The organism is Streptomyces sp. NPDC048483 (assembly GCF_040651455.1).
Classification (GTDB): domain Bacteria; phylum Actinomycetota; class Actinomycetes; order Streptomycetales; family Streptomycetaceae; genus Streptomyces.
In genome coordinates this window covers 152,463-176,584 of record NZ_JBEZJZ010000001.1, presented here as the reverse complement: position 1 = coordinate 176,584, position 24,122 = coordinate 152,463, and the positions used below count along the sequence as shown (strand labels likewise).

The following is a 24,122-nucleotide window of genomic DNA, read 5'->3' as shown; positions in this document are numbered from 1 at the left end:
GGGCCTCCGGGGCCTCACACCGCCTTGATCTCATTGAAGACGGGCACGCTGAACGGATTCAGCGACACATTGCTGATCCGGTCGGAGTAGCCGCCGCTGCCGTTCTGGTACCACAGCGGAATCGCCGGCATCTGCTCGGCCAGGATCTTCTCCGCGTCCTGGAATTTCTCGACGGCCTTGCCGGTGTCGGTCTGCGCATTCGCCTCGTTCACCAGATCGTCGAAGTCGGCGTCGCTGAACTTCCCGTCGTTGGACGCCGCATCCGTGTAATACAGCGGCTGCAGGAAGTTCTGGATCAGCGGATAGTCCATCTGCCAGCCGGCCCGGAACGGCCCGGTCATCCGCTTCGCCGAGATCTTGTTGCGGAAGTCCGCGAAGGTACCGACCGGGGCGCCGACGCACGCCTTGTCGGTGCCCAGCGCATTGTTGATGCTGTTGCAGATCGCGTCGATCCAGTCCTTGTGCGACCCGGTGTCCGCGTTGTAGCCGATGGTCATCTTCCCGCCGGGCAGCCCGCCCCCCTCCTTGATGAGCTGCTTCGCCTTCTCCGCGTTGAACTCACAGGCATCGCCGCACAGCCCCGCCTTGTATCCGCCGTCCTTCCCCAGCACCGGCGAGGTCCAGTCCGTGGCGGGCGTCCGCGTCTTCTGGAAGATCTCCCGGGTGATCTGGTCCCGGTCGATCGCCGTGGAAATCCCCTGCCGCAGCTTCTCCTTCTTCCCGCCGCCGCCCCAGTCCTTGTCGTACATCGGGAAGGTGAGGGTCTGAATGATCCCGGCCGGCTGATTGATGTACCGGTTCCCGAGATCCTTCTTGACGTTCTTGAGCTGCGCGGCCGGCACATCGTCGACGAGATCCAGATTCCCCGCCTGCAGGTCGGTGTACGCGGTGTTGTTGTCCGTGTAGACCCGCAGATCGATGCCGCCGTTCTGCGCCGGATCCGGCCCCGGGTACTTGCCCCACTTGCGCATCTTCAGCACGGTGCCCTTGGTGTATTCGTCCACCGTGTACGGACCGTTGCCGACCGGCTTCTGCAGCCAGGCATCGTGGTCCTTGTAGAAGGCCTGGGGCAGCGGCATGAAGGCCGAATAGCCAAGGGTGTCGGGCCAGCTGGAGAACTTCTGGCGGAGCTTGACGGTGAAGGTCTTGTCGTCCTTCACCACCAGCCCGGACAGGGTCTTGGCGGTGGGCGTAACACTTTCCGGATGCACCGCGTCGAATCCGTCGATGTACTGGAAGAAGGAAGCGTTCTTCTGCTTGTTGGTGAGCAGCGCGCCGTAATTCCAGGCATCCACAAAGGACTTGGCGGTGACCGGCTCCCCATTGCTGAAGGTCCATCCGCCCTTCAAGGTCACCGTGAAATTCTGCGAGTCCTTCGTCTCGATCTTGTCCGCGATGACATTCTCGGCGGCACCGGTCTTGGGGTTGTAGCGCTTGAGCCCCCGGAAGAGCATCTCCATGACCTTGCCGCCCTGCACCTCATTGGTGTTCGCGGGCTCCAGCGGATTCTGCGGATCCCCCCAGGACGAGCTGACCACCCCGGCGCTCTCCCCACCGCCGCCCCCGCCCCCACAGGCCGTGGCCGCAAGGGCGACGGCAACGGCGCATACGGCCCACTTCGCGCGCGTAGCTCCACGCATGGGGTGATGCCTCCTCAGGTCTTCCCGGAGCGCTCTGGCTCTCTTCGAGAGCCCTATACGAGAGCTCTATACGAACGCAAAAGACGACATAATGCGCCCAGCGTTGGCCGTCGGCGCCCCGAAAACCCGAGAAATCCCCCGTATGGCCCCGGGCGGATGACCGCATCCGTACGATGGATTCACCCGGACGCACCCCTTTTCCGCACGGTGGCCCTGATGAGTGATGCCTACTCCCCCATACCTGAGTTGAACCTGCTCAAGGAATTCGAGGAGCGGGTGGGGGTGCACAGCTATGCGGACGGCTTCTCGATGAACGGTTTCGAGTACAACCGCAAGGATTGCCTGGGGAGTTCCGCGCGGGACCCGGACGACGCCGAGCTCGTCGACCGGCTCATCCCCTTTGCCGAGGCCACTGCCAGCGGTTCGTTCTGGTCACTTTGGCGGTGCGACGACCGGCGCGACCTCGCCACCCTGCCCGTCATCTTCTGCGGCGACGAGGGTGACATCTGGGTTCACGCGCGCAATCTGCCGCAATTCTTCCGGCTGATCCCGCTCGAACGCGATGCCACGGACGAGGACGAGGACCTGGGCGAGTTCTGTCCGGCGCGTCAGGAGTACCTCACCTGGCTGGCGCGGAATTTCGGGCTCACCCTGCCCGATGCGGAAGAGGAGGCGGCGATCACCAGGGACGCCATGGCGGAATACGGCTGGCGGTTCGCCGCGTGGCTGGGGACCTTCCCCGCCTGGGACGGCGTGGCCGAGGAGTTGGCCGACTCCCTGGAGTTCGACTACGGCATCCCCGACCCGTCACCACGCCCGGAGTGACGCAGGGGGCGGGGACGGCCGGCACCCTTGTCGCGCCGCGCCCACCCCACCCCCTGCCCGGCCGCCCGCGCTACACGTGATGCACGGACTCCACCGAGAACAACCGCGGGTCATAGCTCTCCGCGATCTCGGCGGCCTGCGTCATATGCTCCTGCGCCACCGGGTCGGCCAACATCGCCCGGAAGTGCGCCTCGCTTTCCCACTGTGCGTAATTGACGACCCGCCGGCCGTCGTCGGCGGCGTGGATATTCGCCGAAATGAACCCCGCCCGACCCTGCATCGTCTCCTCGGTCGCCCTGACGAGCAATGCCACCAGATCCGCCTGCCGCTCCGGCGCAACGGTGAAGACATTGATCAAGGTGGCGATGCCGCGCCCTGTTTCTATCGTGGTCCAGGTCATTCCCCCATCGTGCCAAGGCCCACTGACAACGCGCGTCAAGGCCGCTCGCAACTGGTACCGGGGGCCACCGGCAACGAGGCGGAAACGGGCGACCGGGGCGGAATCGACTGACCGGCGCGGAAACGGGCGATCAGCCGAACAAGCCGAATGGGGCCGTCATCCACCGAGGCCGACGTTCCCCTTCGCCGCGGCCGCGGAGAGCGCCCGCAGGACCCGTACGAATCCGTCCCGTTCCGCGGCCGGGAACCGGGCCAGGAGCTCTTCCTCTCCCCGCTGGATGTCCGCCTGCACGGCGTCGCGCAGGCGGCGCCCTTCCGGGGTGAGCGACAGCAGCCGCACCCGCCGGTCGCCGGGATCGGGGCGGCGGTCGATCAGCCCACGCGCGTCCAGATCGTCCAGCACCGCAATGATCCGCGTCTTGTCCGCCCCGATGGCCTCGGCCAGCGCCGCCTGCGAACGGATCGGGGTCTCACCGAGCCGCAGCAGCACCGAATAGGCCCACATGGCCAGCCCGTGCGCGTCCAGGATCGGCTGCTCGGCGGCCATCAGCGCGCGGCCCAACGGCACGATCATCGCCGCCAGGTCGGGGCGGGCGGGCCGGCCCTCTTCGCCCGCAGTCCCCCCGGGTGCGTCGTCCCTGCCACCAGCGCGTTCAGCCATGCCAAGAAAAATACCCCTTGACAGTTCGTAAGCGTCCGCACATCATAAGCACATGCATACGAATAGCCGGGCCTCCACGGCATCGGACAGCGAACGCCTGACTCTCCTCCGGGGCTTGGACGACCGGGCCGTACGCGACAGCGTGACCGTCGTACGCCGGGTGACGCCCGCCGACCTGTCCCGGCCCACACCCTGCGCGGCCTGGACCCTGGCAGAACTGCTCGCCCATATGACGGTCCAGCACCGGGGCTTCGCGGCGGCCGCCCGCGGGGACGGCCAGGACCTGGCGCACTGGGCGGCGGGCCCACCCGCCCGGGACCCGGTGGCGCGGTACGCCGCCGCGGCCGACGACGTCATCGCGGCCTTCGCCGAAGTCACCTCCCCCAACGCCCCCTTCGCCCTCCCCGAATTCACCACCGACCGGAGCTTCCCGGCCCTCCAGGCCATCGGCTTCCACTTCATCGACTACGTCGTCCACGGCTGGGACGTCGCCCGGACGCTGGGCCTCCCGTACGACCCGGACCCGGCGCTGCTGCAGGCCGCGCTCCCGATCGCGCGGGCCGTCCCGTCCGGCGACGACTACCGGCTGGCCCCCGGCAGCGCCTTCCGCCCCGGCCTCCCGGCGGACGACGACGCGAGCGCGCTGGACCGGATCCTGACGACCCTGGGCCGCTCGCCGTCCTGGACCCCGCCGTGCTGAGGTCGTCCTGGACGGCCGGACCGGAGCGCGACCACCACGGGCCCGTACTGGTCAGCGTCACCGACCTCACGCTCGCGCGGCTCACCGACCTGCCCGGCGTCCACCGCGCCGCTCGCAGCCTCACCGCCGACTGGCCGGACCTCGACGGCGCGCTGGGCCTCTGGCTCTGGACGTCCCCGACGGCCCGCCGCTGCGGCGCGGTCGCCGTCTGGCGCGACGAGGCGGCGCTGCGCGGCTTCGTCTCCTGGCCGCCGCATGTCGCGATCATGCGGCGCTACCGGGGGCGCGGCTCGGTGACCTCCACCACCTGGACGGCGGCCCGCTTCGATCCCCCCGAGATCTGGGCCCGCGCACATGCCGCCCTCCGGCCGCGGACTCCTGGACGGCGGCCCTTCAACGACCGGCCGCCGCCGAACAGTTCCACCTGAGCCGACTCAGGCACGGAGGGCGGAGACCTGAGACCGGAGACCGGAAAAATCGTTTACCAGCAGCGGCAGAGCACCTTTAGAGTGCGCCGGGGCACGGGCCCGTCGGGCCGTATCGGCCCGCCCCGCCATGGGCCACGTACGAGGTGCATACGGAACGCGGCCGCCGAACTGCCCCCCCGAGAGCCACCCCCCAACACAGGAGCACCATGAGCAATCAGCACGGCGAAGGGCCGGGCAAGGACCGGGTCTGGCTCATCACCGGGACCAGTTCCGGCTTCGGACGAGAGCTCACCCGGGCCGTCATCGCTCACGGCGACCGGGTGGTGGCCACCGCGCGGGACGTCGCCGCCCTCGACGATCTGATGCGCATCGCGCCGGACCGGATCCGCGCCGTCCGGCTGGATGTGACCGACGCCGAATCGGTCCGTGGCGCGGTGGCCGAGGCCGAGCGGGCCTTCGGCCGGATCGACGTCCTGGTGAACAACGCCGGGGCCGGGCTGCTCGGCGCGTTCGAGGAGCTGAGCGAGAGCGATCTGCGCCGCAACTTCGAGACGAACGTCTTCGGAGCGATGGCGGTCACCCGCGCCGTTCTGCCCCTTCTGCGACGGCAGCGGTCGGGCCATATCGTGCAGATGTCGTCGGTGATCGGCGTGAAGGCAGGGCCGGGCGGCACCGCGTACGCCGGGACGAAGTTCGCCCTGGAAGGCATGTCCGAGGCCCTCGCGGCCGAAGTCGCCCACCTCGGCATTCGCGTCACCATCGTCGAACCCGGCCCCTTCCGCACCGAGTTCGGCGGACGGTCGCTGCGCTGGGGCACGCCGATGGAGGACTACGCCGACCTCATCGCCCCCGCCCGCAAGGCCCTCGAAGCCTCACACGGCACCCAGCCGGGCGACCCCTACCGCGGCGCCGAGGCCATCATCGCCGCGATCGGCCTCGACGAACCGCCGCTCCGCCTCCCCCTGGGGGCGGAGGCCTTCGGCTGGATCCGCACCCATCTCCTTGCCCGGCTGGAGGAGTTGGACGCGGTGGAGGCGATCGGCGCGGACACCGCATTCCGCTGACCTCGGGAAGCCTTGGATCGCCGTGACCTTGCGGGGGGGGGGACGAGGGCAGGACCGGCCGCACATGATGTGCGCGCCGACCCTGCCCGGAGCCGGGACCCCCGTCGCCGTATCCGCAGCCGGGCCCGTCGTATCGGACTTCGGCCCCTCGCATCAGGCTTCGGGCCCCTCGTATCAGGCTCCGGCGGGAGCGACCCATTCCACCAACTGGACTATGACGCCATTGGGGTCGGTGACCTGGAGCAGCCGCTCGCCCCAGGGCTCCTCGCGCAGCGGCATCGTGATGTTGGCGCCCTCGCCGCGCAGGCGCTCGTCCTCGGCCGCGAGGTCGGTGACCGTCAGCGCGATGATGAGGCCGGCCGCGTGCTGGTCGCGTTGTTCCTCGGGCAGGACCTCGTTCCCGCGCCGGAGCAGGACGATGTCGAGGGCCGCGTCGTCACGCCCCAGGGAGGCGAAGCCGTCGGCGGCCATCCGCTCGACGAAGCCGAAGTGGGTGGTGAGGAATGCGCTGGATGCGGCGACATCGTCGACGTTCAGGGACACGGTGGATGCGGTGACGTTCACAAGTGCTCCAAGCTGGTGGTCGATTGAGTGCGCAGGGCCCGTGCGGCCGGAGTGGGCTTCGCCGCGTCAGGACTGCCGCTTACGGCTGTACGTCCTGACCAGCACACCGTTGTCAAAGGTGCGGACCGACTCCAGCGCGAAGTCGGCGACCGCGAAGCCCGAGTCGAACATCGGCATGCCCGAGCCGTACACCTGCGGATAGGTCTTGATCACGAGCTCGTCGATCTCGTCCAGCAGCTCACCCGCGAGCTGCGAGCCACCGCAGAGCCAGATGCCGAGGTCGCCGTCCTCCGCCTTGAGCTCGCGGATCGCGCCGACCACGTCGCCGGAGACGAGCGTGACATTCGGGTCGGGCGACTCGGTCAGGGTCCGCGAGGCGACGTACTCGCGCAGATGCCCGTACGGGCTGGTGATGTCCATGTCCAGGGCGAGCTGATAGCTGGCCCGCCCCTGGATCACGGTGTCGAAGCTCCGGTTCACGGCGCCCTCGAGGCCGAGCGGCGTACGGCCCTGGACCGCGATGGTCTCCGGATACTCCGCCTTGAGGTAGCCGACAAACTCCTCGTCCAGGAACTGGAACATGGACGACGCGTCACCACTCGGATCACCGATGAAGCCGTCGATCGAGCAGGCGATGAAGTACGTGAGCTTACGCAAGGTTGCCCCCCATTTCCCCGTAACCGATGCGCCGGGACGCGCCACAGCGACCCGCACGCCAACCACTCCGCGTAAAGTACTTCATGCGTAGTGGTTACGCAATAGGCCTACGCCCGGCGGCCGGCGGGCCGGACACCAACCGGACCCCTTCGCCCTGCGCCCGCCCCGGCAACTCATAGGCTGAATATGCGAGTTGGCCGGACTGGGTGTGGCAGACCGACAACTGCAAGCCACTGACAGGGGCTTGGGATGACCGCCCCCTCTCGCTCGCTGTCCAGCCGCGTTCCCTCCCACAGTCCGATCGAGAATTGCGCTCTCGTCGTCGTGGCCGGTCGGCCGCTGCCGGTCTGCGTCGATGTCTGCGGTGTTGCCTTCACCTGGGAACCGGCGAAAGACCAGTGGACGAAAATCCGGAGTCACCAGCCCCTCGCACAGTGGGACCTGGAGAGCGGGCTGGGACGGCACCGTCATCGTGTGGGACGCCTGCGGCCTCCGCATCACCGAGCTCGACGGCCGCACCGTCGCCGCCACCGCGGGCCGGGACGGGTATGCACGCGTCCCGGCCTTCGACCGGTGAGCTGAGAGTCACGCCCTCGGGCACGCCCCCGGCGAGCCACCACCAAGGTCCGCCCTACCGTGGCGCTACCCAGCGGCAGGCGATGTCCGGGACCCACCGGACCTGCTTCGATGCGTAAATCTGAGGGCAATGATCGCGGCTACCGACTCCAGCCAGCGCGCAACGACTTCGTCGCCCTCCACGGTGTGCACCACGGATGCCGCAGACCCCAGCCACGTCCGGACCAGGGGCCCGGCCGCGTCGCCCGGCACGGGCTCGGGCAACTCGGCGGCGTACGGCACCCCGCCGCTGCGGGTGACCTTGGCGAGGAACGCGACCGAGCGCGGGGGTACGCCGAGCCGGTCGAGCACCACGGCCGCGCCCACGGCCCCGTCGCCGAAGAGCGTGGTGCGATGGTGCCCGCCGAAGCCGAGGCCGTAGCGCAGCAGGGCGGGGACGTCGAGCTGTGCAAGTTCGTCATCTGTTCTGGCAGGGGAAAGCGGTGGCGTCGGATTCATGGCTGCCTCGGAATCGGTCACTGCACCGTGACTGTGTAGGTGTGGTAGGTCGGTTCGTCATGATTGCTGCCGGCCGGCGACGGGGAGGCGGAGACCGTGCCGTCCTTGGTGGTGCACGAGTACACCGGGCAGTGGATCAACTTGATCTTCGTGCTGCCCGGCTTGACCGCCGTGAAGTCGAAGCGCTGAGTGCCCCCGCCCGCACCAACGTCCTCACCTCCCGAATTCCCGTGGCCCTCACCGGAAGCACGCACCACTGAGGGATCCGGCTTGGGTGAGGCCACGTACCAGCGCTCACCGAGCGTGGCCTCGGAAGGTACGGAGAGGGTGAATTCCTCGCCAGGGCCCACCTCGATGTCGGGCTCGTCGAGTTCGTATGTCGCGGGGCCGGTGAGTCCACATCCGGCGAGCATGGCGAGCGCCAGTGCGGGCAGTGAACGGAGGAATCCGGTGGTGAGTCTGTTGTGCATCAAGGGCCACTTCAGTTCGCGGGCAGGTGGACGCCGTAGGCATCGGGCATTCTGTTGTCAGCGGCCTTGTTCATATGGCCATTGACGAAGTCGTCCTCACTGACCCACGTCGTCGTACCCCAGGGGTTGTAGACCTGAAGCATGTTGCCTTCCTGACCGACGATCATCATTGCGTGGCCCTCCCACTCGTCGTCCTTGTTGTATCCCTCGATCGCGATCGGGACCGGCTTGCCATCGGCCACGGACTTCTCGATGTCGGGCAGAACATCGCGACGGGCGTCCGCGCTGCCGGTCTCCTGGTAGTCGTATGACGCGCCGGTGTGGGGGCTGATCTCCTTGTCGGCGAGGGTATCCGCGCCTTCGTTGGATACGCCGTTGGGATGCCGGGAGAACGGGAAGTCGTAGTCATAGCTTCCGTCACCCTCGTCGTGCATGCGCAGCTGTTCCTTGCCCAGGCGCTCACGGAAAGCGCCGGGGTCATCCTCCTGTCCGGAAGGCCCACCAGTCAGTTCCAGCGCATACAGGGGGTCGACCATGGCCCGCGCGTTGACGGTGGAGGAGGGCACACAGGTAAGGCCGTCCTGTGACCACTTCTCTCCATGGAAATCTTGGTTGTCCTTATTTTTGTTTGAGCCGTCTTCGGCGAGCCCCTCGTCCTGCAGGCTGTCGCCCTTGGTGGTCACCGGCGACAAGTGCCGTTGCAGCCACGCCGGGTCCTTGCCGTGGATCTTCCCCTGGAAGTCCGTCAAGGCTTTCATGTCATATCCCGCGGCCAACCCCTTGACGATATAGGCGCGTTCCTGTGGCGACTTGGCATCGGCAAGCATCTTGTCGAACTTCGATCGTTCCTGGGCGTTCATCTTTTCCATGTAACGGCCGGAACGTTCAAGGTCGTTGGCGCTGAGGAGCTCATTCATTTCCGACGGACCGTCGACATAAACCGCAGTGTCGGCGAGGGCGAGCTTGTCCGCGTCGGACAGGTCATTGGTGTGCATCTTCCCGGCGCGTGCCTCGGATGCGAATTTATTGAGGTCGCGGGCGGCCGCGCGCGCGGCGTCGTCGGCGGACTTGGCAGCGGAGAGCATCTTGTCGATGCCCGCGGAGGCCACCGTGCCGGCCCGCCACACGGCATCGTCTTCCTCGTCCGTGTCCACCATGTTGTCGAAGAAGCCGTCCTCGGATCCGAGAACGGACAACGCCTCGTGCAATTGGTCACGGCCGGTACCGTCGAGTTTCTGGGCATCGCCGATGGCATCGCCCAGGGTCAGCAGTGCCTTGCTCGCTTTCTGCAGGGCTTCGGTCATCTGCTGGGTCGCACGGGAGGCCGCCTGGATGACGTTGGATGCCTGTGCGCCGGTCTTGCCCATCCAGACGTCCGGAAGGCCGGATGCGGCCACCTGCGCGACCCGGTCGGCGATATCCTCAGCGGATTTCGACTGGGTGCGATAGCGCTTCCCCAGCAGCTCGAGCGTCCCTGGCGAGCCGACCGGGGCCGGAACGCCGAGGGCAGTTTTGATTTCGCCGATCATGTCGTTCTTGTCGTCGCATTCGACGATCCGCTTCAAGCACGCATCCAGCTTGGCGCGGCGCTGAGTGGTCGATTCCTGCTCGGCCATAGAAGGCGTCAGCCCCTTGTGTGCGATTCCGTCATGAGGGAAGAGCGAGTGTCGGCTGAGATCAGCCGAAGGGTGACGAGCCTCCTGCGGGGGCCGGCCTTGTGGATATCCGCGCGTCTGCCGCAGCCGCCGATTCCGTGACGACGATCGCCTCACGGTCAGCCTGGTGATAGTCCTCTTGCGACTTTCGGACCTTGTCAGCGAGTTCGTGGAGCGCGCCCTCTAGCGTTTTCGTCTCGTCGTGCCATGCGTGGGAGAATGCGTTGTACGCAGGGCCGGAGTCGGAGCCGCCGAGAATATCGTTATCGAAATGGACTGCGTCGGCTATGGCAGATTTGATGTCACCGACATCCTCGCCCGCCTCGTCAAGCTTCTTCGCTTCGGATTTCATGCCCTCCTGCTGGACGTGAAATCCCGAATTGTTTGCCATATCTCCCCCGTGTGGTGCTGTGGAGCGCCCTTCATGCGTCGCGCAGGCTACGCCATGCACATGACACTTCCACCTTGATCATAGCCGCTGTGCGCATGGGGCTTGGAGTGCCGGCGACGGGCGCCGCGGTCACCACGGGCCGGGACGGATACGTCCGCGCATGGCTCCTCGGCAAGCGACAACAGCGGCGTTCACACGCCTCGCCGCGCCCCCGCCTAGCACACGAAATCGGCGAGCCCGTCGATATCGGGGATCGGCGCATCCGGGGAGAGCGGGCCCATGCACACCAACGCGTGCTCGTCCTGGTAGTACGAGAGGGCGTCCAGCCCCTGTCCGACGACGAGCAGATTCCCGCCGATCCGCCAGGCGGCGAAGCGCCACAGATACTCCCCGGTCTCATTCCCGAGCTTTTGTTTGCTGCCGTCCCGGTGCGGCGGACCGAGTCGTTCGGCGAAGCGGTCGACGGCGGCGTTGACGTGCGCGTCGAGTACGTCCCGCCCCGCGTCCGCCTGGCTCGACCAGCCGGGGAAATCTCCCCGGAAGTCTTCCGTGCCGTGGAAGTCGCACCCCAGGCAGTAGGCATGGGCGAACGGCATGTAGAAGCAGCCGTCGCCGCCAAAGACAAGGTGACCGACCCCGGTCACGAAACTCGCCTCCAGCGGGCTTTCGTCGTCACGCCAGCCCAGGCGGCGCATGGCGGCGTCGGCTGCTTCCCAGTCCTCCCAGTCCAGTTCGGCGAGGCCGACGATCTCTTGGACCAGTTGCGGGGTGAGCGGGCAGCCGGCCACGTAGTCGCGGCTGTCGTCGTCCTCTTCGTCTTCCACGACGGCCGCCGTCACGTACGTCTCCTCACGGTCACGGTGTGGGGGAGTCCAGCCCGCGGCCCGTACGAGATCCCGCAGGACGGCGGAGCCGTCGGTGCCCTCATTGAAGCCGGGCTCCTGTCGGGGCAGTTGGGGCATCTGCAACTCCCTACGCGGTGGGCGCGTCCAGGTCGCCCGCCTTCACGGACCGTACGAGGTCCCGGAAGGCGGCGAGGATGGTGGTCATTACGGTCTGCGGGGCGTCGCTCTCGCGGAGGTGGCGGGTGCCGGACGGGGTGGCGGCCACCTCGACGCACTGGTCGGACCCCGGTTCGCTGAAACTGGACTTCTGCCAACAGAGTTGGGGCATACGCAGCTCCTTACGGTGTGGGCACGTCCAAGTCGCCCGCCTTCACGGACCGTACGAGGTCCCGGAGAGCGGCCACGCCGGTGGCCATCACGGCCGCCGGGGCATCGCTCTCGCGGAGATGGCGGGTGCCGGACAGGGCGGCGGCCACCTCGACGCACGTGTCGGCGTGGCCTTCGCTGAAGCTGGACTTCTGCCACTTGAGCTGAGACATACGCGCCTTCCTAGAGCAGGGGGTACAGGAGCCGCTGAATGAGCCCGAGCGAGTCCTTCACGTGGCTCGCCTCTGGCGGCAACGCCGTCTCTGTCAGCCTAGCGAACGTGTGCGAATACTTGGCGAGCGATTCGGCATCGCCCAGGTACAGGGAACTCTCCACATGGGCCACCACCACGGTGCTCAGCTCCCGCACACTCGGCTCAACCAAGGTGAAGGAACTGCCGAAGGCCACCGGGCCGTCGAACGGGAGGATCTGGATGGTTGCGTTCGGCAGCCGCGCCAGTTCCAAGAGGTGGCCCAATTGATCGCGCATGACGCGACGGTCACCCAAGGACGGGTGCAGGGCTGCTTCGTGGATGATCGCGTGGAAACTCGGCGCCCCCTCGCCCGTGAGCACTGCCTGGCGCTTCATCCTGAAGTCCACCGCCGCCTCCTCAACTTCAGGAGACACGTTCACATAGCCACCGCGGTGGATCGCCGTCGCATAGTCCCGCGTCTGTATAAGCCCTGGCACGAACATCGGCTCGTAGCAGACGAGAGCAGCAGCCTCGTCTTCCAGCTCTGCGAGGTCGAGGAGCGATGGCCGCACTTGATCTCGATAGCTGCTCCACCACCCCTTGTCCGGCCGCCGCCCCAACTCCGCAAGCGCGTCAACGTACGTCGCGCTTATACCACCCACCTTCGCCGCCAGCTTGCGAAGCCGCTCCTCCGACAAGCCCGTGCGCCCGGTCTCCACGCTGCTGATGTGCGACTGATTCATCCCCATCACCGCAGCACTCTCGTTCACCGAAAGCCCGGCCCGTTCGCGCAACTTGCGAACCTCGGCACCGAACCGTCGTTGACGGTACGTCGGGTTGGCCCTCAGACCCATGCATCCCTCCCTCGGTCCATACGAGCAGTATCACGCAACCGGTAACACACCCAGTTGGGTTGTGGATAGGCAACCTGAGCACTACCTTACGTATGGCGCCAGTCACAGCAGGCAACTACCTGGAGGCTGCCACATGCGCACGCCCGCAGAGACCTGGTCCTACGGAATCTTCATCCCCAACGATCCCAGAGCAGTGGGCGTCGTCCGTGCCGCCCTGCGGCAGATCCTGGCCGGGGCAGACCTCAACTGCCTTACCGAAACAGCAGAGTTGATGGTGTCGGAGCTGGTGACCAACGCCTACCGGTACACCAGGACCGACGCCTACGTGAGCGTCGACCGGTCGCCGCACGACCTCACCATCGCCGTATGGGACACGGGCACCGGGACCCCGGAACAGCAGAAGGCCGCGCCCGAGGACGAGAACGGGCGCGGTCTCGGCATCGTCGATGCCTGTGCCGATGCGTGGGGCGTACGGGATTACCCCAACGGGAAGACGGTGTGGTTCACGCTGGCCCCGCAGCCGTAGCAGCCGTAGAGGAGGCCGAAACGGCGAACGGGGCGCCCCTCCCGCAGGAGGGGCGCCCCGTCACACAACAAGCAGACGATCAGCCGTGCTTCGCACGCGACGCCGCGCGGGCGCGCTCGCGGGCGTCCAGGTTGACCTTGCGGATGCGGATCGCCTCGGGGGTGACCTCGACGCACTCGTCGTCGCGGCAGAACTCCAGGGACTGCTCCAGGGAGAGCTTGCGCGGCGGGACCACGTTCTCGGTGGTGTCCGCGGAAGCCGCACGCATGTTGGTGAGCTTCTTCTCCTTGGTGATGTTCACGTCCATGTCGTCGGCGCGGGAGTTCTCGCCGACGATCATGCCCTCGTACACCTCGGTGCCGGGCTCGGTGAACAGGACACCGCGCTCCTGGAGGTTGATCATCGCGAACGGCGTGACCGAACCGGCGCGGTCGGCGACCAGGGAGCCGTTGTTGCGGGTGACCAGCTGGCCGAACCACGGCTCGTGGCCCTCGTGGATGGAGTGGGCGATACCCGTACCGCGGGTGTTCGTCAGGAACTCCGTACGGAAGCCGATGAGGCCACGGGACGGCACGACGAACTCCATGCGGACCCAGCCGGAGCCGTGGTTGGACATGTTGTCCATCCGGCCCTTGCGGACGCCCATGAGCTGCGTGACCGCACCCATGTGCTCCTCGGGCACGTCGATCGTCATGCGCTCGACGGGCTCGTGGACCTTGCCGTCGATCTCCTGGGTGACCACCTGCGGCTTGCCGATGGTCAGCTCGAAGCCCTCGCGGCGCATCTGCTCGACCAGGATGGCGAGCGCGAGCTCACCGCGGCCCTGGACCTCCCAGGCGTCGGGGCGCTCGGTGTCCAGGACGCGGAGCGAGACGTTACCGATCAGCTCGCGGTCCAGGCGGTCCTTGACCTGGCGGGCGGTGACCTTGCGGTCCTTTATCGCGGACTTGGCGTCCGCGCCCTTGCCGGTGCCGCCGCGGCCGACCAGCGGGGAGGTGTTGGTGCCGATGGTCATGGAGATGGCCGGCTCGTCCACCGTGATCAGCGGGAGGGCGATCGGGTTCTCCGGGTCGGCGAGGGTCTCGCCGATCATGATGTCGGGGATACCGGCGACGGCGCAGATGTCGCCCGGGCCCGCCTTCTCGGCCGGCCTGCGGGTGAGCGCCTCGGTCATCATCAGCTCGCTGATGCGGACGTTGGCGACCGTGCCGTCACGCTTGATCCACGCGACGGTCTGCCCCTTCTTCAGCTCGCCCTGCTCGACACGGAGCAGCGCGATACGGCCGAGGAAGTTGTCCGCGTCGAGGTTGGTGACGTGGGCCTGGAGGGGGGCCGACACGTCGTACTCGGGGGCCGGGATGTGCGACAGCAGGGTGGTGAAGAACGGCTCGAGGTTGGTGCTGTCGGCCGGGACCGTGCCGTCCTCCGGCTTCGTCAGCGAGGCGACGCCGTCACGGGCACAGGCGTAGACGATCGGGAACTCGATCTGCTCCTCGTCCGCGTCCAGGTCCAGGAACAGGTCGTAGGTCTCGTTGACGACCTCGTCGATCCGGGAGTCGGGGCGGTCGGTCTTGTTGATGCACAGAATGACCGGCATACGGGCCGCGAGGGCCTTGCGAAGGACGAAGCGCGTCTGCGGCAGCGGGCCCTCGGAGGCGTCGACCAGCAGGACGACCGCGTCCACCATCGACAGGCCGCGCTCGACCTCGCCACCGAAGTCGGCGTGGCCGGGGGTGTCGATGATGTTGATGGTGATGGGGTCCCCGCCGTCCTTGGGGTGGTACTTGACGGCAGTGTTCTTCGCCAGGATCGTGATGCCCTTCTCACGCTCCAGGTCGTTCGAGTCCATCATCCGGTCGTCGAGCTTCTCGGCAGCGTGCTCGGCGAAGGCGCCGGCCTGCTTGAGCATGGCATCGACGAGGGTCGTCTTGCCGTGGTCGACGTGGGCGACGATGGCTACGTTACGAATGTCGTGACGGGTGGGCATACTGGAGCGCTTCTCCCGGATCGTGGATGGCGGCACGTACGGTCCGGCACGTGAGCCTCTCGGCCGGGCTTGCATACGCCACGACCTCACCCCATCGTACGGGCCTGGGGCGACATCGGCCGCCACAGGCCGTACGCACTGTCCCTGACCTGCGGTTTCTTACCAGTTATTAGCTCTGGCTCCACCTTTACTTCGTGTAGCCGATGTCCTGGAAGCGGGGCGAGGAGAAGCCGAAGGCGCCGATGTTGGCGAGGGACTTCCTGGCCGCCACCAGTTCCGGGCGCTGGTAGAGGGGGATGGACCCGGCCACGGCCCAGATGCGGGCGTCGGCCTGCGCCATCAGGCTGCCGGCCGCTTCCTCGTCCAGCTCGGAGGCTGCCTGGTCGAAGAGCTGGTCAATGTGGTCGGTGCCGACGCGGGTGTAGTTCTGCTCGACGGTGAGCGAGCCGTCGGCGGCGGGCTCGGGCTTGGCGTAGATGGGGCGGGCGTCGGTCGCGGGGTAGGCGGTGCCGGGCCAGGAGTAGAGCGCCAGGTCGTAGTCGCCGGCGGCGATGTGGTCCTGGAAGTAGCCGGCATCGGCGACCCGCTGGACGGAGGTCTGGATGCCGATCTTGCCGAGCATGGCGGAGATCCGCTCCCCCACGGTGCGCAGCTGCTCCGAGCCCGCCCCGTCGGGGAGGACGAAGCGGAGGGTGAGCGGTTTGCCGTTCTTGCGCACGGTGGGGGCGGCGGCGGCCTTCTTGCCCGGGGCGCCCTTGGCGTCGGGGTCGCTGTCGGCGGCGACCTGGGCGGCGGCCACCGGGTGCGCCCGCTCCTCGTCGGCGCGCGCCTCGCGGGCCTGCTCGGCGCTCATGGGGCGCGCCCCGGCAGGTCCGGAGTCCTGCCCGGTCTCGACCCGCTCGGCCTGGCCCATGGCCCGCGCCGCGCTCCGCTGGTACGTCAGGGAGGCCGGGCTCGCGCCGCCGTCGGCCTCCTCCTGGGCGGCGGCCTGCGCCTTGTAGACCGCGGCGCTCTGCCGCAGCAGCGCGGACTGCTGGACCTCGGAGCCCACCGCGCCCGCGGCGGACAGCGGGGCCTCGGCGGCCGCAGGCCGGGCGTCGGCGTCATGGCCCCGCGCGGCGGCCCGGCCCGGCCGCTCGGGGTTGCGGCCGTCGTCGGAGCCCGTCTTGGGGGACGGCTCCGCCGCGGCCCCCGACGCGCTGGGCGCGACCGCGTCCGGCTTCTGCTTGGCCTGCTCGGTGACCGCGCCCGGCTTCCAGCCCGCGTCCGCGAGCAGCGCCTTGGCCGCGCCGGTGTCCTGCCCGCCGACCGCGTCGCTGTGGTCCTCGTACCCGTCCTGCCCGGCCATCAGCAGATGGCTGCCGAGCGGCTTCGCGGGCAGGCTGAGCGGCTTGAGGACGGTGTCGGCGAGCGCCTGGCGGTCGATGGCGCGGGCCACCGCGCGGCGCACCCGCTCGTCGGTGAGCGGGCCGGTGCTGCCGTTGAGGGCGAGCTGGGTGTAGGCGGGCTCGAGGGCCTTACGGACGGCGTAGCCGCGCAGCTTCGTGGGGGCCGCCGGCTTGGCGTCCGTACCGGCCTTGCTCCTGGATCCTGCCGGGTGGCCGGCCGAGGCGACCTTTCTGGCGGCGCTCTGGTCGATCTCGGCGACGTCGACGGACCCGGCGGCCAGGGCCGCGGCCCGCTTGTCCCGTGGCAGCTCCGTGAAGACGATCTGGTCGAGCTTGGCGCGGGGGCCCCACCACTTCGGGTTACGGACCAGGGTGACGCGGTCGCTGCCCTTCTCCCGCTCGCCCATCATGAACGGCCCGGCCGCGATCTTGAGCCGCTCGCGGGTCCCGTCGTTGAAGGCGTCGGCGTCACCCATCACGCTCTGCGGGTAGAGCGGGGTGAACAGGGACCGCCAGTCGGCGTAAGGCTTGGCGAAGGTGACCTTGACCTCGTGTTTGTCCGCCCCCTGGGTGACCTTGGCGATCCGGTCGTACCCGGCGTTGCGGGCCGTCCAGAACGCATTGTCCTTGCCGCGCAGCGCCTTCCACTGGGCGATGAAGTCCGCCGCGCCGATCTTGCGGCCGTCGCTCCACCGCGCCCGGGAATTGATCTTGTACGTGACGACCTGCTTCGGCTCACGGGCGGAGATGTCGGCGGCGTCCAGGTAGTCGGCGTTGCGCTGCGGGCGGCCGCGGTCGTCGAGCGTGAACAGGGTGGGCAGCACCGCGCCGGTGACCCGCGCGGTGGTGGCGTCGGCGTCGGCCTGGAAGGCGTTGAGGGTGCCGGGCAGGGAGTCAACGGCCCAGCGGACCGTACCGCCGTTCTTGAGCCGTTCCCGGGCGGCCGGGGCGATGTCCTGGGAGGCGGCGCCCGCGTCCGCGTCGTCGCTGCATCCGGCCAGGACAGGCAGCGGGAGCAGGACCCCCACCGCGATCAGCGCGGCACAGCGCCGCCGGCGGCACGCTGAGCTGACTTGGTCGGTCGTCATGGCAGTTACCTCCGAGGCTCGCCCGCGCCGCGCCCACACGTCCGGCCGACTTTGCGGCTCATCACATCTATGGCTCCCCTACTGAAGGCGACCGGTCCCGACGCGCCCGTACGACACGTCGACTGCCACGGCAAGGTCACCCGACCGGCCCCATCCAGAGACCGCGGGCCAGGGAAAAGCGGCCCGGACGGCGGATACACGGACGGCCCGCACCCGCCGTCCCCGTATCCGCGTTCGACACCCGCCGCGGCGCATGTTTACCGAAACGCACCGGTTCGAGTCGTAATGACGCAGGCCCCCTTCCCAACGCCTACTGTGACGCGCGACACTCGCGGGCGCATGAGATCGCCCACCACACCCTTCGGAGGTGAGGGCACGTTATGTCCCTTCAGGACGAATTGACGGCGGTTGAGCGCAACCTGACGGAACTGATCCGGTCCGTGGCGCGGCTGGAGGAGCACATCGGGGCCGGGCTGGACATGCGGCGGGTGCGCAGCGATGCGAACCATCTGCGCGAGAGCCTCGGCCTGTTGAAGGAGAGCGCGGCGGGCGCGAAGCAGGCCCGGCCCGGCGCCGCCAAGGACGAGATGGTGACGGTCTCGGATGCGCCGTACGACCCCGCGCTGTGGAAGGGCGCCGACGACGAAGGTCTCGGCGCCGAGGACCGGCACGCGCCTTGAGGAGAAGACCCTTGCAGGCCCTGAAGCCCCTCAACGCCCTGCAGGCCCTCAACGCCCTGCAGGCCCTCAACGCCCTGCAGGCCCTGCCGGCCCTAGGGGACATCCCCGATCCTCTGGCGGAGAGCCCTTAGGGGGTGCCCTCGCCCCACTCAGACCCCTACCCCGTTCCCGCCCCGAGGGAGCATCCTTGACGGTGCATCCTTCGCGGAGCGCCCTCCACGGAGACCCACGTTGGCCACTGGCATCGAACCCTCACCGCAAGCGGGCGCGACCGGCGTGCATGCCGCCTCGCGTGCCGCCATCCCCGCCCGCCATCTGCGGACCGACCGCTGGTGGCTGGCCCCGGCCTGCACCGCCGCCGGCCTGCTCGCCTTCATCGTCTACTCGACATGGCGGGCCTTCGCGAACGCGGACTACTACCACGCGCCCTATGTGTCGCCGTTCTACTCGCCGTGCCTGGCACAGAACTGCCAGACCATGCGCGGCGGCCCCAACTGGGAGATCTTCGGGCCCTGGTGGGGCCTGTCCCCCGCGCTGCTGATCCTGATCTTCCCGCTGGGTTTCCGGCTGACCTGCTACTACTACCGCAAGGCCTACTACCGCGGCTTCTGGGCCTCGCCGCCGGCCTGCGCGGTCGCCGAGCCGCACAAGAAGTACACCGGCGAGACCCGCTTCCCGCTGATCCTGCAGAACATCCACCGCTACTTCTTCTACTTCGCGGTGCTGGTGGCGCTGGTCCTGACGTACGACACCGCGCTGACCTTCCGCGACGCGCACTACGCCTGGGGCCATATGGGTCTGGGCACGCTGGTCTTCCTGGCCAACATCGTGCTGATCTGGGCGTACACCCTCTCCTGCCACTCCTGCCGGCACATCATCGGCGGCCGACTGCGGCACTTCTCCAAGCACCCGGTGCGCTACCGGCTGTGGGGCTGGGTCGGCAAGCTCAACGAGCGGCACATGCTGCTCGCCTGGTCGTCGCTGATCAGCGTCGGGGTCGCGGATCTGTACGTCTATCTGCTGGCCACCGGGGCCTTCGCCGATCCGCGCTTCTTCTGAGACGGCTTTTCCGAGACAGCTTCCAGACAGCTTCCGAGACAACTCCATCCAGGAAAGGTGTGTCGTCGATGGCGCATGTGGACCGGCAGGCATGGGACGTGATCGTGGTGGGCGCCGGCGGGGCCGGGCTGCGCGCCGCGATCGAGGCCCGCGAGGCGGGTATGCGGACGGCCGTGATCTGCAAGTCCCTGTTCGGCAAGGCCCATACGGTGATGGCCGAGGGCGGCATCGCGGCCAGCATGGGCAATGTCAACGAGGGCGACAACTGGCAGGTGCACTTCCGGGACACCATGCGCGGCGGGAAGTTCCTCAACCACTGGCGGATGGCCGAACTGCACGCGCGGGAGGCCCCCGACCGGGTCTGGGAGCTGGAGACCTGGGGCGCGCTCTTCGACCGTACGCCCGACGGCCGGATCTCCCAGCGCAACTTCGGCGGCCACGAGTACCCGCGGCTGGCGCATGTCGGGGACCGTACGGGGCTGGAGCTGATCCGTACCCTCCAGCAGAAGATCGTCTCGCTCCAGCAGGAGGACGAGCGCGAATTCGGCTCGCACGACGCCCGGTTGAAGGTGTTCCAGGAGTGCACGGTCACCCGCGTTCTCAAGGAGGGCGAGCGGGTCGCGGGCACCTTCTGCTACGAGCGGGAGTCGGGCCGCTTCTTCGTCCTCGAGGCGCCGGCCGTGGTGCTGGCCACCGGCGGGATCGGCAAGTCCTTCAAGGTGACCTCGAATTCGTGGGAGTACACGGGCGACGGGCACGCGCTGGCGCTGCTGGCCGGGGCCCCGCTGATCAACATGGAGTTCGTGCAGTTCCATCCGACCGGAATGGTCTGGCCACCGTCGGTGAAGGGGATCCTCGTCACCGAATCCGTCCGCGGTGACGGCGGGGTGCTGCACAACAGCGAGGGCAAGCGCTTCATGTTCGACTACGTCCCGGACGTCTTCAAGGAGAAGTACGCGCAGTCCGAGGAAGAGGGCGACCGCTGGTACGAGGACCCGGACAACAACCGCCGCCCGCCCGAGCTGCTGCCCCGCGACGAGGTCGCCCGCGCCATCAACGCCGAGGTCAAGGCGGGCCGCGGCTCCCCGCACGGCGGCGTCTTCCTGGACGTCTCGACCCGTATGCCGGCCGAAGTGATCAAACGGCGGCTGCCGTCCATGCACCACCAGTTCAAGGAACTGGCGGATGTGGACATCACCGCCGAGCCGATGGAGGTCGGGCCGACCTGCCACTACGTGATGGGCGGGGTGGATGTGGACCCGGACACCGCGGCGGCGACCGGCGTGCCCGGCCTGTTCGCGGCCGGTGAGGTGGCCGGCGGGATGCACGGCTCCAACCGGCTGGGCGGGAACTCCCTGTCCGACCTGCTGGTCTTCGGACGCCGGGCCGGGCTGCACGCCGCCGAGTACGCCGCGGCGGTCACCGGACTGCCGGTCCCCGACGAGCGGGCGATCGACGCGGCCGAGGCGGAGGCACTGCGCCCCTTCAGCGCCGAGGACGAAGGGCTGGACCCGGTGCACGACGCCGGTCCGGCCGAGAATCCGTACACCCTGCACCAGGAACTCCAGCAGGCGATGAACGACCTGGTCGGCATCATCCGCCGGGAGGGCGAGATGACCGAGGCCCTCCACCGGCTGGCCGGGCTGCGGGTACGGGCCCGGCGTGCCGGGGTCGAGGGGCACCGGCAGTACAACCCCGGCTGGCATCTGGCGATCGATCTGCGGAACATGCTGCTGGTCAGCGAGTGCGTGGCGCGGGCGGCGCTGGAGCGCGAGGAGAGCCGCGGCGGGCACACCCGCGACGACCATCCGGCGATGGACCGGCACTGGCGCAACATCAATCTGGTCTGTGAGCTGGCCGATTACCGGGCCGCCACGGCGGAGTCGGATCCGGGGCTGGGCCAGATCCGGCTGTCCCGCCGCGAGACCCCGCCGATCCGGCCCGATCTCCTCGAACTCTTCGAGAAGGAGGAGCTGGTGAAGTATCTGACGGACGAGGAGCTGAGCCGGTGAGCGGGCAGAACACGACGGAGCCGCAGGCAGACGGCGGGCGGACGAAAGTTCAGCAGGCGAACGGGACGGAGTCGGGCGGCCCGTCCGGTGCGTACCTGGCGCACTTCCGGGTGTGGCGGGGCGATGCGGACGGCGGCGGTCTGGAGGACTTCCGGATCGAGGTGCACGAAGGCGAGGTGGTGCTGGACATCATCCACCGCCTGCAGGCGACCCAGGCCTCCGATCTCGCCGTGCGCTGGAACTGCAAGGCGGGCAAGTGCGGTTCGTGCAGTGCGGAGATCAACGGGCGGCCGCGGCTGTTGTGCATGACGCGGATGTCGGTGTTCGACCGTACGGAGACGGTCACGGTCACCCCGATGCGGGCCTTCCCCGTCATCCGCGACCTGGTCACCGATGTGTCCTTCAACTACACCAAGGCGCGCGAGGTCCCGGCGTTCGTCCCGCCCGCGGAACTGGGGCCCGGCGAGTACCGCATGCAGCAGGAGGATGTGAACCGCTCGCAGGAGTTCCGTAAGTGCATCGAGTGCTTCCTGTGCCAGGACACCTGCCATGTGGTGCGCGACCACGAGGAGAACAAGTCCGCCTTCGCCGGACCGCGTTTCCTGATGCGGATCGCCGAGCTGGACATGCATCCGCTGGACGCGGCACCGGAGTCCGGGCTGGACCGCAGGCGCAGCGCGCAGGACGACCACGGGCTGGGCTACTGCAACATCACCAAGTGCTGCACGGAGGTCTGCCCGGAGAACATCAAGATCACCGACAATGCGCTGATCCCGTTGAAGGAGCGTGCGGCGGACCGGAAGTACGACCCGCTGGTGTGGCTCGGGAACAAGATCCGGCGCCGTGGTGAGTGACCGATACGCGCGGGACGAGCACCCGATGGGCGCTTGCGAATTCCCCTAAGTCCGCATTACTCAGCAGTTTCTGACGCTAGGTCACTTGACCGGAAGTGACCTCTGGCACCCGCTCGCCACCGCGGTATAAGAACGGAATGAACTTTCCGAAATTGAGCCGGCGCAGGGTCCTGGCAGGTATCGGCGGCGCCCCTCTGGCGGCCGCCGCCGGTACCTCCGCGGTGCGCCAGGGACAGCCGGAGAGACCGGGAGCACCACAGGAGATACGCGGCGAGCGGCGGACCACCGTGCTGCGCGGCGCGGACCTGGTGCTCACCATGGACCCCGAGGTCGGCAAGGGCCCGCTGGGCACGCTCGAGGGCGGCACCGACGTCCTGCTGCGGGGCGGCAGGATCGCCGCCGTCGGCAAGGGACTGGAGGTGCCGCGCGGCGCCCGGGTGGTGGACGCGAACGGAAAACTCGTCCTGCCCGGCTTCGTCGATCTGCACAACCACCTGTGGCAGTCCAGCATCCGCGGCGGCTGCTCGGCCCAGGACCTCTACGGCTGGCTGTCCGACTGCAACCGCGCCACGCTGCCCAGGATCGACGCCCGCGACATGTACCGCTTCGTCCATCTGGCCGCCCTCGACGCCCTCCAGGCGGGCGTCACCACCGTCGTCGACTGGGTGCATCCGATCCCGTACGACACCAGCGAGCGCTACATCCGCGCGCTGGACGACGCCGGACTGCGCTTCGTCTACGCCTCGACGCAGGGCGCGGCCGACATCCCCCTCATCCCGAAGATCAAGAAGGACTTCCTCGACCCGCTGCCGCTGGCCTCCGCGCAGGTGGCGGTGCATGCGGGGATGTCCGCGCTCAAGGAGCTGCGGCAGTTCCACGAGGTGGCGCGCGATCTCGGTGTGATGCTCAACTCCCATGTCCTCGAGCACCGCGACGACCGCAAGGACGACCCGATCCGCTCGCTGCGCGAGACCGGCGCCTTCGGTCCCGGTCTCCTGATGAACCACGCGATCCATCTCACCGACGAGGAGATCGCGCTGACCGGCGAGCACGACGTACGGGTCGCGCACTGCCCGCTGAGCAATATGCGGCTGGCGTCCGGCATCATTCCGCTGCCCGCGATGCACCGGCACGGCGTACGGGCCGGGCTCGGGCACGACGGCGGAACCAACGACACCTCGGACATGTTCAATGTGATGAAGGCGGCCGTCGGGCTGCAACGGGCGCGGCACGAGGACGCCGGGATCCATCCGGCGATCCCGGCCGTGCTGCGGATGGCGACCCTGGGCGGGGCGGAGTGCATCGGCATGGCCGACCGGATCGGCTCGCTGACCCCGGGCAAACGCGCCGACGTCCTCGTCCTGGACCCCGGCACCCTCAACTTCGCCCCGCGCTTCGACTGGACCAGCCAGATCGTGCTCAACGGCCAGCCGCCGAACGTCAGTCATGTCTTCGTCGACGGCCATCTGCGCAAGGCGCGGGGCGAGCTGGTGCATGTGGACACCGAGAAGGTGGTGCGGGAGGCGGAGCTGGCGGCGGATCATCTGCGGAACGCCTGAGGCGGCCTTGGCGGGCGGGCCTGCGGGGGCCGTACGGGGCGTGCTCTGGCGGGGGCCCGTGCCGGGGGCCCTGCGGCGGGGTCCCGTGCCGGAGGCCCTGCGGCGGGGTCCCCTGCCGGAGGCCCTGCGGCGGGGTCCCCTGCCGGAGGCCCTGCGGGGTCCCGTACGGGCGGCCCCTGCCAG

At 68.6% G+C, this 24,122-nt stretch carries 25 protein-coding genes; 10 read left to right on the top strand and 15 right to left on the bottom strand.

What is annotated here, in order from left to right:
* Positions 1–14: 14 nt before the first annotated feature.
* Positions 15–1,640: an ABC transporter substrate-binding protein gene (locus AB0D04_RS00870; protein WP_362697550.1), complete on the bottom strand. Its 1,626-nt coding sequence runs from the start codon at positions 1,638–1,640 to the stop codon at positions 15–17.
* Between the two features lie 216 nt (positions 1,641–1,856).
* On the opposite strand from AB0D04_RS00870, the gene AB0D04_RS00865 reads away from it, so the two are divergent.
* Positions 1,857–2,465 (top strand): hypothetical protein, encoded by a 609-nt coding sequence (locus AB0D04_RS00865; RefSeq protein WP_362697547.1) that lies wholly within the window; start codon positions 1,857–1,859, stop codon positions 2,463–2,465.
* A gap of 70 nt (positions 2,466–2,535) precedes the next feature.
* Here the strand turns inward: AB0D04_RS00865 and AB0D04_RS00860 are convergent, their stop codons facing one another.
* Together AB0D04_RS00860 and AB0D04_RS00855 are read right to left on the bottom strand one after the other, a co-directional pair.
* Positions 2,536–2,865, bottom strand: a complete 330-nt coding sequence (locus AB0D04_RS00860; RefSeq protein ID WP_362697544.1) for an antibiotic biosynthesis monooxygenase — start codon at positions 2,863–2,865, stop codon at positions 2,536–2,538.
* 156 nt (positions 2,866–3,021) lie between these two features.
* Complete coding sequence (locus tag AB0D04_RS00855) at positions 3,022–3,525, bottom strand: MarR family transcriptional regulator (protein WP_362697541.1); 504 nt, start codon at positions 3,523–3,525, stop codon at positions 3,022–3,024.
* A 52-nt stretch (positions 3,526–3,577) separates the two neighbouring features.
* Here AB0D04_RS00855 and AB0D04_RS00850 point away from each other — a divergent pair, with 52 nt between their 5' ends.
* The 3 genes from AB0D04_RS00850 (at position 3,578) to AB0D04_RS00840 (ending at position 5,717) form a co-directional block, all read left to right on the top strand.
* Positions 3,578–4,225, top strand: a complete 648-nt coding sequence (locus AB0D04_RS00850; RefSeq protein WP_362697538.1) for a TIGR03086 family metal-binding protein — start codon at positions 3,578–3,580, stop codon at positions 4,223–4,225.
* Entirely contained in the window at positions 4,219–4,653 is a 435-nt protein-coding gene (locus AB0D04_RS00845) for a hypothetical protein (protein ID WP_362697536.1), read from the top strand. The genes AB0D04_RS00850 and AB0D04_RS00845 overlap by 7 nt, the downstream gene beginning before the upstream one ends.
* Before the next feature lie 206 nt (positions 4,654–4,859).
* On the top strand, positions 4,860–5,717 hold the full coding sequence (locus tag AB0D04_RS00840; protein WP_362697533.1) for an oxidoreductase: 858 nt from the start codon (positions 4,860–4,862) through the stop codon (positions 5,715–5,717).
* Between the two features lie 174 nt (positions 5,718–5,891).
* Here the strand turns inward: AB0D04_RS00840 and AB0D04_RS00835 are convergent, their stop codons facing one another.
* From AB0D04_RS00835 to AB0D04_RS00790, 10 genes are all read right to left on the bottom strand, one after another.
* Positions 5,892–6,281, bottom strand: a complete 390-nt coding sequence (locus tag AB0D04_RS00835; protein ID WP_362697530.1) for a VOC family protein — start codon at positions 6,279–6,281, stop codon at positions 5,892–5,894.
* A 66-nt stretch (positions 6,282–6,347) separates the two neighbouring features.
* A complete protein-coding gene (locus tag AB0D04_RS00830; RefSeq protein ID WP_362697527.1) occupies positions 6,348–6,938 on the bottom strand; it encodes a dihydrofolate reductase family protein in 591 nt (196 codons plus the stop codon).
* Positions 6,939–7,580: 642 nt separating this feature from the next.
* On the bottom strand, positions 7,581–8,033 hold the full coding sequence (locus AB0D04_RS00825) for a hypothetical protein (RefSeq protein ID WP_362697524.1): 453 nt from the start codon (positions 8,031–8,033) through the stop codon (positions 7,581–7,583).
* Positions 8,030–8,482 carry a protease inhibitor I42 family protein gene (locus AB0D04_RS00820; RefSeq protein WP_362697521.1) on the bottom strand — a complete coding sequence of 151 codons (453 nt, stop codon included), beginning with the start codon at positions 8,480–8,482 and terminating at the stop codon, positions 8,030–8,032. Before AB0D04_RS00820 ends, AB0D04_RS00825 begins: the two co-directional genes overlap by 4 nt.
* An 11-nt stretch (positions 8,483–8,493) precedes the next feature.
* Positions 8,494–10,098, bottom strand: a complete 1,605-nt coding sequence (locus AB0D04_RS00815) for a WXG100 family type VII secretion target (RefSeq protein ID WP_362697518.1) — start codon at positions 10,096–10,098, stop codon at positions 8,494–8,496.
* A gap of 61 nt (positions 10,099–10,159) precedes the next feature.
* Complete coding sequence (locus AB0D04_RS00810; RefSeq protein ID WP_362697515.1) at positions 10,160–10,528, bottom strand: type VII secretion target; 369 nt, start codon at positions 10,526–10,528, stop codon at positions 10,160–10,162.
* A 215-nt stretch (positions 10,529–10,743) separates the two neighbouring features.
* Positions 10,744–11,490 carry a hypothetical protein gene (locus tag AB0D04_RS00805; RefSeq protein WP_362697512.1) on the bottom strand — a complete coding sequence of 249 codons (747 nt, stop codon included), beginning with the start codon at positions 11,488–11,490 and terminating at the stop codon, positions 10,744–10,746.
* A gap of 10 nt (positions 11,491–11,500) precedes the next feature.
* On the bottom strand, positions 11,501–11,701 hold the full coding sequence (locus AB0D04_RS00800; RefSeq protein WP_362697509.1) for a DUF397 domain-containing protein: 201 nt from the start codon (positions 11,699–11,701) through the stop codon (positions 11,501–11,503).
* Positions 11,702–11,711: 10 nt separating this feature from the next.
* Positions 11,712–11,912 (bottom strand): DUF397 domain-containing protein, encoded by a 201-nt coding sequence (locus tag AB0D04_RS00795; RefSeq protein WP_362697506.1) that lies wholly within the window; start codon positions 11,910–11,912, stop codon positions 11,712–11,714.
* Positions 11,913–11,922: 10 nt separating this feature from the next.
* Positions 11,923–12,786 carry a helix-turn-helix transcriptional regulator gene (locus tag AB0D04_RS00790; protein ID WP_362697503.1) on the bottom strand — a complete coding sequence of 288 codons (864 nt, stop codon included), beginning with the start codon at positions 12,784–12,786 and terminating at the stop codon, positions 11,923–11,925.
* A 133-nt stretch (positions 12,787–12,919) separates the two neighbouring features.
* Here AB0D04_RS00790 and AB0D04_RS00785 point away from each other — a divergent pair, with 133 nt between their 5' ends.
* Positions 12,920–13,312, top strand: a complete 393-nt coding sequence (locus AB0D04_RS00785; RefSeq protein WP_362697501.1) for an ATP-binding protein — start codon at positions 12,920–12,922, stop codon at positions 13,310–13,312.
* A 79-nt stretch (positions 13,313–13,391) separates the two neighbouring features.
* On the opposite strand, the gene typA is transcribed toward AB0D04_RS00785, so the two are convergent.
* Complete coding sequence (gene typA / locus AB0D04_RS00780; RefSeq protein WP_362697499.1) at positions 13,392–15,299, bottom strand: translational GTPase TypA; 1,908 nt, start codon at positions 15,297–15,299, stop codon at positions 13,392–13,394.
* A gap of 187 nt (positions 15,300–15,486) precedes the next feature.
* Positions 15,487–17,775 (bottom strand): ABC transporter family substrate-binding protein, encoded by a 2,289-nt coding sequence (locus tag AB0D04_RS00775; protein WP_362697496.1) that lies wholly within the window; start codon positions 17,773–17,775, stop codon positions 15,487–15,489.
* Positions 17,776–18,155: 380 nt separating this feature from the next.
* On the opposite strand from AB0D04_RS00775, the gene AB0D04_RS00770 reads away from it, so the two are divergent.
* From AB0D04_RS00770 to AB0D04_RS00750, 5 genes are all read left to right on the top strand, one after another.
* A complete protein-coding gene (locus AB0D04_RS00770; RefSeq protein WP_362697493.1) occupies positions 18,156–18,455 on the top strand; it encodes a hypothetical protein in 300 nt (99 codons plus the stop codon).
* A 231-nt stretch (positions 18,456–18,686) separates the two neighbouring features.
* Entirely contained in the window at positions 18,687–19,514 is an 828-nt protein-coding gene (locus AB0D04_RS00765) for a hypothetical protein (RefSeq protein WP_362697491.1), read from the top strand.
* Between the two features lie 68 nt (positions 19,515–19,582).
* Positions 19,583–21,526, top strand: a complete 1,944-nt coding sequence (locus tag AB0D04_RS00760; RefSeq protein WP_362697488.1) for a fumarate reductase/succinate dehydrogenase flavoprotein subunit — start codon at positions 19,583–19,585, stop codon at positions 21,524–21,526.
* A gap of 95 nt (positions 21,527–21,621) precedes the next feature.
* Positions 21,622–22,380 carry a succinate dehydrogenase/fumarate reductase iron-sulfur subunit gene (locus AB0D04_RS00755; protein ID WP_362697697.1) on the top strand — a complete coding sequence of 253 codons (759 nt, stop codon included), beginning with the start codon at positions 21,622–21,624 and terminating at the stop codon, positions 22,378–22,380.
* A gap of 137 nt (positions 22,381–22,517) precedes the next feature.
* Positions 22,518–23,939: an amidohydrolase family protein gene (locus tag AB0D04_RS00750; RefSeq protein WP_362697485.1), complete on the top strand. Its 1,422-nt coding sequence runs from the start codon at positions 22,518–22,520 to the stop codon at positions 23,937–23,939.
* The last annotated feature ends 183 nt before the right edge of the window (positions 23,940–24,122 follow it).